This window comes from [Clostridium] citroniae WAL-17108, assembly GCF_000233455.1.
GTDB classification, from domain to species: domain Bacteria; phylum Bacillota; class Clostridia; order Lachnospirales; family Lachnospiraceae; genus Enterocloster; species Enterocloster citroniae.
Genome location: NZ_JH376420.1, coordinates 1025316 through 1038500, shown reverse-complemented (window position 1 = coordinate 1038500; position 13185 = coordinate 1025316). Strand labels below are relative to the sequence as shown.

At 38.2% G+C, this 13185-nt stretch carries 11 protein-coding genes and 1 tRNA gene; all 12 read right to left on the bottom strand.

Annotation, left to right across the window (positions count from 1 at the left end; genetic code table 11):
* Positions 1–15: 15 nt before the first annotated feature.
* The 12 genes from HMPREF9469_RS04670 to HMPREF9469_RS04620 all read right to left on the bottom strand — a co-directional run bounded on the left by HMPREF9469_RS04670 (position 16) and on the right by HMPREF9469_RS04620 (position 12235).
* Entirely contained in the window at positions 16–1626 is a 1611-nt protein-coding gene (locus tag HMPREF9469_RS04670) for a hypothetical protein (RefSeq protein WP_040414986.1), read from the bottom strand.
* Between the two features lie 45 nt (positions 1627–1671).
* The gene (locus HMPREF9469_RS04665) at positions 1672–3729 is read right to left on the bottom strand and encodes a hypothetical protein (RefSeq protein ID WP_007859679.1); all 2058 of its coding nucleotides are present in this window, start codon (positions 3727–3729) and stop codon (positions 1672–1674) included.
* Positions 3730–3733: 4 nt separating this feature from the next.
* On the bottom strand, positions 3734–5056 hold the full coding sequence (locus HMPREF9469_RS04660) for a hypothetical protein (RefSeq protein ID WP_007859677.1): 1323 nt from the start codon (positions 5054–5056) through the stop codon (positions 3734–3736).
* 127 nt (positions 5057–5183) lie between these two features.
* Positions 5184–5441: a phage holin family protein gene (locus HMPREF9469_RS04655; RefSeq protein ID WP_007859676.1), complete on the bottom strand. Its 258-nt coding sequence runs from the start codon at positions 5439–5441 to the stop codon at positions 5184–5186.
* Positions 5442–5469: 28 nt separating this feature from the next.
* Positions 5470–5868: a hypothetical protein gene (locus HMPREF9469_RS04650; protein ID WP_040414985.1), complete on the bottom strand. Its 399-nt coding sequence runs from the start codon at positions 5866–5868 to the stop codon at positions 5470–5472.
* A 1-nt stretch (position 5869) separates the two neighbouring features.
* Positions 5870–6148, bottom strand: coding sequence for an HU family DNA-binding protein (locus HMPREF9469_RS04645; RefSeq protein ID WP_007859675.1), 279 nt, complete (start codon positions 6146–6148; stop codon positions 5870–5872).
* Between the two features lie 23 nt (positions 6149–6171).
* Positions 6172–7140: a metallophosphoesterase gene (locus tag HMPREF9469_RS04640; RefSeq protein WP_007859674.1), complete on the bottom strand. Its 969-nt coding sequence runs from the start codon at positions 7138–7140 to the stop codon at positions 6172–6174.
* A gap of 144 nt (positions 7141–7284) precedes the next feature.
* The gene (locus HMPREF9469_RS31915; RefSeq protein WP_007859673.1) at positions 7285–7452 is read right to left on the bottom strand and encodes a hypothetical protein; all 168 of its coding nucleotides are present in this window, start codon (positions 7450–7452) and stop codon (positions 7285–7287) included.
* A 186-nt stretch (positions 7453–7638) separates the two neighbouring features.
* A tRNA-Gly gene (locus HMPREF9469_RS04635) sits at positions 7639–7712 on the bottom strand.
* Between the two features lie 393 nt (positions 7713–8105).
* Positions 8106–8735: a hypothetical protein gene (locus HMPREF9469_RS04630; protein ID WP_007859671.1), complete on the bottom strand. Its 630-nt coding sequence runs from the start codon at positions 8733–8735 to the stop codon at positions 8106–8108.
* 114 nt (positions 8736–8849) lie between these two features.
* On the bottom strand, positions 8850–9620 hold the full coding sequence (locus tag HMPREF9469_RS04625) for a hypothetical protein (RefSeq protein ID WP_007859670.1): 771 nt from the start codon (positions 9618–9620) through the stop codon (positions 8850–8852).
* Positions 9617–12235, bottom strand: a complete 2619-nt coding sequence (locus HMPREF9469_RS04620; protein WP_227884046.1) for a hypothetical protein — start codon at positions 12233–12235, stop codon at positions 9617–9619. Before HMPREF9469_RS04620 ends, HMPREF9469_RS04625 begins: the two co-directional genes overlap by 4 nt.
* Positions 12236–13185 lie beyond the last annotated feature (950 nt).

The window sequence follows — 13185 nt, the reverse complement described above, 5'->3', positions numbered from 1 at the left end:
GGGTTGGGGCATATTTTACTCCTTCGTTTTTCTGGGACGTCCGCGTCCTCGTGCGGGAGATGAGTTTAGTGCCTTCTTGGCAGCAGTCCCTTCATTCTTACCATCATCCCTGCTAGATGCCCCTTCATCCGTTAATGCCTCATCGTCCTTTTTCGGAGCACCACTTTTTTCCTGAGATGCTTCATTATAAGAAGATATGAGTGGGGTCCAAAGAGAACTTAAATCAAGAGCATTCTCGAAATGAGTTTTTTGGACAAGTTGAAGAGGTGTAAAACCAAGCACAATTCCATAGTCCATCTTTACAGGTACACCAAGAGTAGCAGCTTCTTTAAGTTTGCCGGCATATTCATTACGGCTGTAGTAGGTTATTTGATGGAAATAGAAGAGGTAGTCTTCAGATATATTGAGCTGCAGATATCGGCTTACCCATGATTCTAACCGGCTAAGAAACCGGAAGAATACCATTTCATCTTCCTTAATCGATGCATTTAACCCAACAGATCCATTTTTATCTGGATTGAATAACATTTCACTTAGGCCAATATTACTCATAAGGTTAGAGAGCGCCTGTCCATATATATTGGTCTGCTGAACCTGATTGTCATTGTTGAATTCAATTTTATCAACTTCGCAGGGACTATAGGCTGTTGCCACTAAAGACGGAACCACTTCATCGATGACGGCCTGAGTAGCTTGTACCAGATCCAAATCAACCGAAAAGTCATTTACCTCATTGGATCCATCCAAAAGAGGAATCTTGCTAATAAGCAATACTGTGTTCTCTAACTCGGTTTTACTTTTTATCAGGTCCTGGTAATCCAGTAAATCTAATAAGTCATTAAAGACACTAAGAAAATAAGGTAGTGGGCATATAGCATCATCACCGGCAATGATACAAATCCCCTTTTCGGGGGGGATATCAAACCACATATAATCCCGTCCTTGTGATTTATATGTGTTGTAACCATCTATGAATACTTGATCCCAAAGGCCATCAGGATTGAGGTCACTATCAATATAATATTTGTTTGTGCCCTGATCAAAAAATGATGCATTAAATGAAAAATCGTAAACTCCGTTCTGTAAGGAAGATACTTTACAATATTTTGGATCTAATGCATTTATAAAGAAAGTATCCTCATTGTCACAGCAGAATCCAAAAAAGGCACCATCTCTAATGGCAGTAGCTATTACACTGGGTAACTCATCTTTGAAGCGTATTGATTCTAACCTTCTAAGTGTCTCTTGATATGACTTCAACATTTTGTTCTTTTCTGAAGAAGACTTAGTTATGTCAGTTTTGTAAATTGTGTTATAGGAAAAAGTACCGAGATTGGCAAAGTAATTGACGATAATTTTGTAGGGAGCAGAAACTCTATATAAGAATTGTGAGACTAATCTAATATTATCGAGGTTTGATAATGGTGAACGTAGATATGTTTGAATGTTATCTTTGGTATACTGAACATAGGTACGATTAGTTGTTTTTCCTACATTCTGAAGAAGTAATTTCTTCAACTCAGAATAGTTTATTATTTGTCCATGCGATTTGTTGGTGGAAGTGAGATTTCCATCGGGTATTTTCGCCTTGACTTTGTTTGTTGAAGCTATAACTGTTTTATTCAATAGGTAAAATCACTTCCTTTCAAAGCATAATAAAACAGCGAGAGATCACCTCCGCCGCCAAACGTTAGCCTTTTTAGAAATGCCCACCATTCTAGATGAGTCAATCTTTCGTGCTTTACGCCGGTCTATCATCTTTTTTCTACGTTCGAGACTGAGGGCATAGGAAGCCATACATAGCGTATATGCACGATCATCATTTAGCCGGTTCGCATTTTCTGGACATAATTCAAAACTGTCTTTTCCTGATTCCCTTGGTTTGCGGATCATATTGACAAGTTCTTCCTTCAAGGCATCAATATTCTTAAGGGCAAGTTCTTCCTGCCAGTCCAGTTTAATAGACTTCGTTTTTATTGAATCAATATTTGCCAATTCCTTTTTCAATTCCTCATCAAATTTTTTACCTTGAATATTCAGGCTATGTAATTTATCAGAGATCCGTTTCTTTTCGGCTTCTAGCTTTTTTTGATCCACATCAAATAAAGTCAAATAGCCTTTATTATCATAAGTGGCAGTAAAATCGATTTTGTTCTGATTCATAAGTTCAATCATACATTCGTACATTTCTGATTTAAATGCCGATGGAGACATTAGGCGTATTTTATCTACGGCATTCGGGAATTTTTTGACATAATCTGCAGAATACTCCTTGTCAATTAATCCACGATGTAAAATACCATCCGTACCAATCCAATCTGGCATCAAATAGTCGGCTATATTAACGCCGGAACCACCAGATCCAGCATCAATATATATGCCAATGATATTGCCATATGCATCTGCACCAGCGTTATAATCAAGAATGACTTCCTTGAGATACTCAACCTGATCAGGCGTCTGCATAGGGGACTTTCTTTTCTTGCCAACGTCAAGCAGATTGATACAATTGACGATCCTCATTCTTGTGTCAAGCTCTCCATTAATCATTTCCTCGTATACTTCACAAACCAATATAACGGAGTTGTCCCGGCTCCTGGCGGGATCATACGAAATGATAAACTTTTTATCACCGGTATCATTATATAATAAGGGCTTTCTGAGCTCTTCGTTTTGGGTTATGACACCACGTTTTATAATAGCTTTAACTCCGGCATCCGTAGTAAACTCACAGTAATACTCGCGGCGCGCTTTTTCAGGATTTGTGCGCATTTCAGTTTCTACCGTGTCACGGCTTAGAAGAGGAGAGATGATCTCACCTTTCATTGTAGGAGAGAAAGCTACCTCACAATCAATGTGCAAAACACAATAATTGGGATCACCTATAAGCTGTTTTTTGGAAAACTCACGGTACAGATGATAGAATTCTGTATCAGTAGACGAAGCTGAGCTAATGTAGAATTTTTGGTTGGGAATATTAGTAGCAAAAGTTCTTTGCCGAATAGGATCAATGGAATTACCATCACGATCTTTTCCGGTAGTGAAGTTCTTATTTACAATAGCGAATGCCCCATAGACTTTTATCATCTCAGCGGATAAGAATCCACATTCATCAAAAATAACGGATCCGCGGAAACCTCTTTTTGAATCAATGTTGGAATTTAGGGTCATGGTCATTGAGCCGTTATAGGTTGAATAGGTAAAACCATTGCTTGAGTGGGAGAAACCATCGCCAGCAGCATTTTTAATTTCAACCTCGTTTTTGAATATGTAACCCGTGGAACCCTTCATCTCATCAATGTTATCATTCGCGATTTTTTCAAGGGTTGCAAATGTTTGCTCGGCCTGGCTGCCAGATCCAGATGCAATATAGCACCAATAGTTGGAGAATAGCATATCCTTTGCCATTATCAAAAGATCAATGATGGTTGACTTTCCGAATCCACGAGTGGCAACGACCAGCACATTTGGGCAATTCCAAGCTTTTGTTATGACAAGGGCTTGTGCATCAAATAACTCAATTTTGAAGAAATCATCAATGAACCGAACCGGATTACATTGATAGTACTTTTGAATTTCTGCAATTTTAATTAAGCTTTCAAGTTTTCGGGATGACATGGCGTAAATGCCAGGCTTTACATATACAGTGTAGTTGTCATCAAACATTTTGGACAATAAATCATCCGTCATGTTATCAACAATCTGCAGTTTGTATTTTGGTTTGCCCATGGACCTATACACCTATTTCTTCATTTGGATCTGGGGTTGTGTTAGAAATTTCTGAGAACGGAGAGAAGAGAGAGGGTAAATCAACAAGATTGTCTTTGAGGGACACCCCCTTAGACTTTAGCGTATCTTTCAAATCAAGGTTCTCCCTTAGTAATACCCTAGCTATCTCTTGATAGATGTCTTTTTCTTTTTGAGTAGTAGTAAGTTTGTCGCGTTGTTCCTTGACGATATCAGACCATTCAGACTCGTCTAGAGATAGTTGTTTGAGAATTGAAGCGTTACTCATATCCAAGACCTGTTGCATACCACGACAGGTTCCAATGTCAAAACCATTGACCTCGCCTTCGCGAAGGCTGATTTCCTTAATCTTTTTAATTTTACCGGTCCAGGTATTTTCTCCTTTTTTGGAATTTTTGCTATTTTTCAGTGAGATGCAGCTTTGTTCAGCTAACTTTGTAATTCTCATACTGATGTTTTTGCTTATTTCTTCATAAGCCTTTATATTTGCGACATTCTTGATCGCACCTTTGGGGTCTTGCAGTGCTTGGGCAACCATATCATCTATTTGCGATATCTGAAGAAAGCCACGCACAATAGTAATAATGGATTGTGTCCGCATCATGTCATCATTGCCCTCGGGAGATGAATCCAAAAATCCTATGAGCTGAGCATATAAAAATGGTTGATCAGATAATTTTTCTTGCTCAAAAGGAAGATACCCCAAAAGCCTGAGTGTGTCTTTCTTATTCTTTTCAAATTGTTCAATAATTTCTTGGGATTCACTACTCTTTGCATTTTTCTTAATTGATTCAACACTATAATTTCCACTTGTATATCCATCTGATTGTTCATAGGTCATTGTCCCATAGTTCACCATTTGGATGTTTTTAATATAAGAGGTCCAGGCGTTTTTCTTGGGTTTTCCGCTCACTGTATTCGCCGCCTCATAGAGAGAAGACTCCCAAAGCTTTTCCAACATGGGTTTATTCAAGGCTCTCAAGGCAGCATCTACTGTATTTTTTGTGGGCGGCTGCTGTACTCCATTAACAGTGGGCATGGCTATTTCATTAGCACAAGCCTTACATATATTGGTTATTTGTGATTTGACGCCGGGTTCTGTTGAAACATAAAAGTCTCCGCGTAGGAGCACCCTATTACATCTTTGGCAAGTATAATATTGGCTTCCAACGCCTAATTTTTGTAACAGTTTGAAAATATATCGATTGTCCCATTCTGAGATTTCATTTGCAATTTCAGCAATTCGGCTGTCCATAATCTTTGTTATGCCCTTCGGATTGCCGTTATTTCTTTGCATGCTTTGTACCAAAACGGCACCTCCTTGAGTAGTTTATAAAAATGGGCCGGGTAGGAATTAAATCTACAATGTTTAGCAAGAGGTACCTACAATAAGAGAGCCATCCAACTATTACTGCTAGACAGCCCTCAAATAAACCTTATTCAGTTTTCTCTATATATTGTTTAAAGAACTGGTGCGTGCCGGTAGATGATAGGCCACTAAACAATCCTTGGAGTAGAATTTGGGGAGTAAAAGCTCCATCGTTGATCCAGATGTTGATCAGTACACCTAAAATAGCGACAATGGTCGGGATGTACTTATTGTCTAAATCTGCAATCCATTTTTTAACAATATATCCTACACATAAACAAATCCCCAGAATTACTACAACACTATATTCTTGTAAAAAATCCATATGTTTCCTCCTCTAAATTAAAAGCCACTTATTCGTCATCAATATCTGAAAGTGAGAAGATGAATAAATAGTCCTCATTTATGCTATTTACAGCATTACAGTTACAGCTTTTATGTAGTAATGTTGGTATCTCCGGGTCTAAATCTCTTTGTCTGCTGTAGAGCTTGTTATCAAGATAGGTTTTCTGTACCCGGATATTTAAATTGGAATCAAGACATACCAAGTATTCCTGGGCGTAGCCGCCTATAAACTCATTTTCCAAATCAATTGAAGCAAATGATGTATTATCATCCTGACTTAGATTTGAAATAAGAGCATTAGCAATTTCAAATTTACATATGATATTCAAATCAAGTCCCGATACTTTTACAGTATTTAGAACAAAGTCAGAGAAATCATATATATCTCTAAATATAAGACCATGCATATTATCTACCCGCAATATTCTTAAACCCAGGAGTTTGAGAAATCCTAATTCGTTTCTTGGGAGCAAGTATCTTTTTCTCTTTTGTAATGGGGTCAGTAAAATTTTGAGCCGGTTTTTCTACTACTTGCATACTTAAAAATCCATGAAGGGTAACCTTTTTGCCAGTACTCAAAGCTTCCCCAATTACATTGATAAAATTATCAATCTGTTCTGCCGCTTCGGTGATGGATCCGGCATAGCCATTGTTAACGTATATTTTAGCTAAATCATTTTTTGACATATTAATCTCCTTAAATCTCCAATTTATATTTTTACTATTTTTGTTTTTTCATTGATGATATTTCCATCTATATCTTGGCAAATATAGATAAATCCATTTTGATTGGGCAGAGTAAGCATCCCATCCGCATAATCAAGCCGGGACAAATCGCAGGTACAACCTTGCTCGTACATTTGTATTCCACCTTGAATGAAACTTCCAAGTTTATGTGTATGGCCCAATACGACAGACGTAAAGATTCTGTTTTTCCGAAGAAAATAGTCTGTAGCCTTCTCTGTGGTTTTTAACATTCCGGAAGAGTAAGAGAGTGGATGTGCGAAAATAGTATTACCAACCATACAATACCATCCGCCGGTGTATATAATATCTATACCGGAATCTTTAAACACCTCTTTTAACGGAGAGTAGTATGTTTCAGTTTTATTCTCGCGGTCCTTATCCTTGAAGCCATCGTTGATTATCAAATCAAGAGGATTATCTGGCATAATGCGCATTAAGTCGTCATTCAACCGTTCTGATAGGTATTTACCAAGCCGTTTTTCGTGATTCCCAACATTAATGTAGACGGTTTTTGGTTGTATCATTTTTATGACATCTGTCATATACTTCCGGGCCCGGATCATTTCTTCTGTGAGGCTGATTCTATATAACCGAGGAAACTTGGATATAGATTGACAATCTAAAATATCTCCATTGAAGATTAGAATATCAACCATCCCGGAGTATTGTTTGAATATGCCAGGTGATAGGTTAAATGGGATATGTGCATCCGAAATGGACAGAATACGCCGGGAGATATTAATATCATTGGTGCTGGCCTCTATTATTTCAACAAGTCTCTGCATGCCATACATTCTTTTGCGGACTTCACTTTCACAGAAGCAGTTTCCCTCTCCAAAAAGATACTCGCTTAATTCTTCAAAACTGCGGGAATCTGTCTTATCAATTAGTTTTGACTTGACCAGATCCTTAACTTCCTGATATGTAATCATGCAAGAACCTATAGTATTACATCCTTTCTGCGTATATTTTAATAAGCCGGAAGTTGGGATCGAACCAACAGCCTTTCACATACTCTGTGGCTGCTCACCTAAATGAGTTATTCCGGCAAAGGGCACTTTGGTGCCATGACCAAATTACTGAGTTTCTGTATCTTTGGCGCGTTCGTCCTCTACCCCAGTGGCGGGACCGGTGGTTACATAGGCTGTATCCTGGGCACCTTTGGGACGGACATTCTGAGCAGCATCGTTAGCTCTCTGCTCCGCAGTTCTTGGGTCTGCATTTTTGTTTGTAACAACTGCCATATTATTACCTACCTTTCATAGTTTGATTATTATTTTCCCATATCATTAAAAAAAGTACGTCATGCTGGGGATGACTCTATAGATCAAGTGAAATTTGACTTGCTTGCTACGCACAGGAGTTGAACCTGTTTGACCAAGCTTATGAGGCTTAGTAAGATATCCGACCTTCCGCCAGCTATAAGTAAAAGCGAATAACCGGATTCGAACCAGCAATATACTTGCTTGGAAGGCAAGGGAGATAGCCATTACTCAATATTCGCATTTTATTTCAAGAAAGTTTGGCATGGCTGGGCAGCCTATTGGACCATTCCGGCCTAATCACACAAGCGGCGCTAACCAATCTTATAGGATTTTATCGATGATTTAGGATTTATAATTGATGATTAATCATAAGATGATTGAAATGTAAGAATTTAGAATTGATGATTGAATATTAAGCATTTTTATAAAAAGTAAGCCAGCATCTTTTGCATTAAAGAATGCATACTTTGCTCAATTAGATAATATGTTTTAATATCCATTATTCTGTTTTCTATTAACAGTATTCGTATTGGATTTAATATTCAAATTTTCCTATTTGAGAAGGTGTGTGAATTTGGAATTTTCGCACAACCATGCCAAACTATTTTCTTTTAAATTAAGGCTTGCATGTATTAAAATTCAATATAGGTCGTACAGTTGCTTATCTGCAGAGCAGCATCCACGTTAGAGATAAATCCCTGGATGGCTTCCTCCATTTGAGCAATAAGTTTCTCAATGCCTAGTGGATCAACCAAACCATACTCATTGTTCGTCCTATACGGCTTAGCAATGGCCTCATAATCATCAGAATTGATTTTCTGCCTGGAGTCTTTCCCAAACGAGGACTCTACAATTTTGTCAATCTGAAGCTCCATATTTAAATTTTTCTGACCAACAGTAGCCCTTGCATTGCTTAGTTGTTTTTTTAGGGTTCCCAGAATTTCTTCGTCATACTCAATACTATCTTTACGTTCAATTGCGTCTGCCACAGTCATTGAAACTCCTGAAATGTCAACAAAAGTGTTGGCATTTGAAATTACAACGGCAGCCTTGATCTTTTTACGCCTTTCAATCAGGTCATTTACTGATTGGAGCGAGGACTTGGCATTTGAGATGAACTCCTCTTTTGTCACGGTACTGGATACTTTAGATTCGTTTAGTCTTGCAGCAGCCACATATTCTCCATTGGAAATTGCACGGTTTATACGACCATCTAAAAGTTTCAATTCATTAAGCGCCTGTGTTACCAGCATTTTCTCCATAATATTTCTCCTTCAATGTGTTTTCTCTTATCTCTTCATAATAACGAAAATTGCAAGGTGCCCGAAAACCATCATAAAAACGTGGATTTTGGGGCCAAATAAAATCAAACATTTTCAAGCCCTTAGATTCTGCATCCTCTGCCGGGTCTTTTCTCTGTTTATATTTTTGGCGCAATTAGAACAGTACTTGGGTCGTCTTTTCCCTTTTTTGATTAATAGACTGCACTTCTCACAGTGGGTGAACTGCTCCTTACCAAGGTATTGCAGATACGCATACCCCAGTTCTCTGAAGTCAGATATCTGCAGCACCGGCTTACCGCTTATATCTAAAAAGTTCAGTTTCACATTGGTGTTGGTATTTTTCTTTGATAATGATATATATGGTTCGCCATCACATTTTGCCATATTTAAAAGCTTATTTAGAATCAGGAGTTTATCTTTACGGCACCGCGTATTAACTCTTGCGTTTTTAAAGATTTCAGCTATATCCGTGTTAATCCAGTTATTATTTCGGGGATTTATGGCATTGTAAAATTTGGCGTAACATAGCATAGTAAACATGATTTTCTGTAGATTCAAGTCATCGATTAAAGCTATACAGTCCAATTCAGTTTGCATGATCTCAATGTGATCCAGTTCACGAATCAGGTATTTCTTTGACCTGGCTATTTTCTCAATAACTTCTTCCCAAGAATCTGGGTTATAGTCATCATAGTGCGATACCATGAAATCATTTAAAGCGGTAATTGTCTCCATTGGTTTTAGACCTACCTTTTGTCGATAGTACTTACCAAGAAGCGTGAGAGTAGCATATGGTTTATTTGCGGGTTCTTCACCACTTAAAATTTGTTCGGCATACTTTACTTCGTTAAGGATTATACTCAATGAATGGTATCCTCAATATCTATAGCAACTTTTATATCTGTGGTTGTCATCCTATATGTGTTACCTCCAAATTCAATGTCTCCGTTCTGATCATACGTAGGGTATGTTATTTTATAGTTGTTTCGTTTCAATAGATTCTGGATAATGGTTTCACCGCACATGTCCCAGGCGAATCTTTTAGAACCATTTTTGGTATAACATATATCCAGGATGATATTGCATAGCATGTCGGCATTTGGGCATGCTTCCACGCAGTGCCTTCTGAAGTTTTCCTGTAAAGTGAATTTTAGTGTCTTGCTGTCATAATCTTTAATCCTTTCTTTGGCACATACTTTACTGTATTCCCGCAGTTCTGATACATACTCATCATAGATCCTTTTGATTTTCCCAAACATATAAGGGGTGTATTCTACATCTGATTTCAGGATCGAGTAATCAAAATTATCCTTCAGCGGTAAATAATACTTGTCAAAGATACTTTCTATTTTCCAGCATATACGGTTTAATGTGCAGGGGGCCATACCCAGAGGAAGGCCAATGTAATAAGCCTTTAAAAATTGTTCTTCCTCTGCCGTATGGGTGGGCTTGCTGATCAACTCATCCAGCGTAAGCGAGAACCTTAGTATGCACTTATCACTATTTGATTTAAGATATTTTTCATATTCCGCTTTTGATGAGGGGTATATGTATTTCATGAAATATGGTTTTTTGTCGGCCAGGAGATAACGGTTGAGTACATTATATTTCTTTTCTCTTGATGGTTGAGTACGAGTTACCTTATTGGAAATCCAATTATACCACTTTGCGGGCATTGGACGCGCTTCAATTCCCTTGCTTTTGTCAATAGCGTTCTGCTGATAAAGCTGACCGCATTTTATCCTATAGTCCATGATGTTGTATTCTCGGCTGCCGGGAGAAAACCGTGCTTTAACATCATACATTGAGGTGATTTTATTGGTAATGGGGCCAACCGCATTTCCAAAGCTTTTGATATTGGATGCCATCAGATCATCAGAAGTGGGGACACATTTTGGAGCCTTTCGCTGCACGCAACATATGGCCGGCAGCTGGTGCGTGTTATTTACTATTAATGGCAGGGATGTGTTGATCACACAATCACCATCAAAGTCGAACCCATTCATGGCTTGGGCGCAGGTGTCCCAGCTATTAAAAATGGTGGGAGTGGTAATATAACGGTAGAATTCATCCATTTCGCTGTTATGGACAACATCTAAGAGTCTGATATTATTGTGTGATGTCATAGGCGCCCGGAAGCTGGCTATTCTGTTTATACCATGATCAATCCAGTATTTTGAATAGATCTGCCCCTTCTGGAGCAGCCCGGTCACTTCCAGGCCAAACATGGATTGGCAAAGGGAGTACGGATCCCCGCAGATGATAGAATAGTTTGCTGGAACATTTAAGACTCCAACTTTTGCATTGTCTATTCTCTTGCGGATCATCCCGCGTATCTGATCTTGTACAAACGGGTCCTTCTGCATTTCCTTATCAATCATCAGAGCAGTTGCGAAAGAGGTGTCCAGGTGTTGTACATTATCATCATTCAGGCCGATGCCCTTTACATAGAGTATGGTTTTCCTGTAATCTCCGGAGAGGATGTCCTGTATCTCATTTACTGTAGGGGCAATCAACTCGTCAATTTCTTCGTCTGTAAAATCATAGCTTTGTAAAAACTGATAGTTCATAGTTCTCATATTTTCAAGTTCGGACTCAGATGACTTCGTAATGGCAAAAGTATAATGATTCTTTTTACAGTTTTCCAGATAATCGTCAATGGAGGAGTAGGAATCCCAGAGCTTAAGCATTGATTCTGTTAAGATAAGTGCTACTTCAAATATGCTATGCGTGTTCCCCCAGATATCTTGTATGGTTGTCAGGCCATGGTCTGAAGCGAATTGCTGAAAATCCACACATACGACAGCTCCTTTGCAGAATGAGTTTCGTATAACACAAGCAGGAAGGATAAAGTCTTCTCCAATGTCTATCCCCCATTGTTCCATAAGGGACGGCATCCCGAGCCCGTAGCCATCGCTATTGTTCAGTTCAATCTCGTGGTTTTTGAGGAACCGCATCTTTGGTTGATCAACTCCGGTATCATCCAGTTCGATCACATCATCTTTGAAGTGTGTAATACAATCGTGCACAACTACAATGCCACGCGGCATACTAACCGGAGTGGAGGAGCTGCATGTTAATGCAATGTATGCTTCAAGTTTGGCTGGAGAAAACTCCTTCCGAGGATCGCGCCCGTTATTGATCCTTGTCATTAATTCTGGCAGCAGCAGCTCGTTTACAAAAACGATAGTGTTTGTCTTGATACCGCCGGTAGTCCCCAGCAGCCTGCGGAATGTTGTGCCATTTATTTTGAATCCCCTCTTGTATATGTGATAATAATCTTTTTCGTTATCTATCACGACACACACATAATCTTTTTTGAACTGATAGTGATCCAGTTCTTCATAGAGCCGCTGAACCTTTGGCCGGGACCTTATAATATCCTTGTCCCGCCTAAGCCTTTTTATCTCCCTGCGTATTGATGATATGTGTAGTTCGGGATTAGTGATCCCGTTGATCTCATCAATGAACCGCATCATCTGGCTTTCGCTTAGAGCAATCAATTCTTTGTTTTTTCTGGCACGATCAAGCGAGAGCTGCAGATCCCATTTCGCCCGGCGTAACCGGGATGAATGGATTTTAAAAACATACCGTTGAGATATTAAATGTTTGGGTATTGGTAATTCCTCCTGTTGCTTACTGCTGATTGTTGAAACGAATACTGCGCTGTTCTAAGCTGGCATTCTTTGCAAAAAATAAGCATTACCTCCTTGTACCGTGGGTATTTACATTTATTGGGAATCGCGTATAAGATCTAAAGAGGGACGCGGGATGGAAGATCCTCTCGAAGAAAATGAAATGCAGAAAATGCTGGATATTATAATGGTTTTGGCCGGATCGGCGCTATGCTTCGCCTTATTCCTTATATATTATATATAATAATATATATAAAGAGTTATTATATATAACTATATATATAAAGAGTTTATATATAATAATATATACTATGTTATTATAAACACTATATATAATAACTCTTTTTTTATAAGAGTTTATAATAACATATTCTGGCTCACATGATTTTATAAAAATATGGTTAATAGATTTTTTGTGAGCCAGAGAGAGAACAGAAGCTTTATAATACCATGAAAAGAAAAAAGATATGCTTCTGTTCTCTTATATTAAAAGATTAGAAGTAATCTTTAAATGAGATAGTCCTGTGATGTTCAGATAAGAATATGGAAAACTGATACCATTGAACATCACAGTGTATATGTCTTACAGGTTATTGCTACTACAGTTTATAATAATATATTAGCAGCGAGTATATATAATAATATTAACCTGTAAGCCATATAGAAATATATAGTATATTTATTTAAGGGGATAACAGTTTCCGAACAGGAAAGAAGAGTAGATATATAATCTACGATGAATTAAAGCGATAAACACATATTCATTTTTTGCCCGTAGATCCATTTTGTATAAT

Coding starts and splice junctions, on each gene's coding strand:
- HMPREF9469_RS04665 (WP_007859679.1), bottom strand. CDS start 3,729: ATGGGCAAACCAAAATACAAACTGCAGATTGTTGATAACATGACGGAT.
- HMPREF9469_RS04655 (WP_007859676.1), bottom strand. CDS start 5,441: ATGGATTTTTTACAAGAATATAGTGTTGTAGTAATTCTGGGGATTTGT.
- HMPREF9469_RS04650 (WP_040414985.1), bottom strand. CDS start 5,868: ATGCATGGTCTTATATTTAGAGATATATATGATTTCTCTGACTTTGTT.
- HMPREF9469_RS04645 (WP_007859675.1), bottom strand. CDS start 6,148: ATGTCAAAAAATGATTTAGCTAAAATATACGTTAACAATGGCTATGCC.
- HMPREF9469_RS04640 (WP_007859674.1), bottom strand. CDS start 7,140: ATGATTACATATCAGGAAGTTAAGGATCTGGTCAAGTCAAAACTAATT.
- HMPREF9469_RS31915 (WP_007859673.1), bottom strand. CDS start 7,452: ATGGCAGTTGTTACAAACAAAAATGCAGACCCAAGAACTGCGGAGCAG.
- HMPREF9469_RS04630 (WP_007859671.1), bottom strand. CDS start 8,735: ATGGAGAAAATGCTGGTAACACAGGCGCTTAATGAATTGAAACTTTTA.
- HMPREF9469_RS04620 (WP_227884046.1), bottom strand. CDS start 12,235: ATGATGCGGTTCATTGATGAGATCAACGGGATCACTAATCCCGAACTA.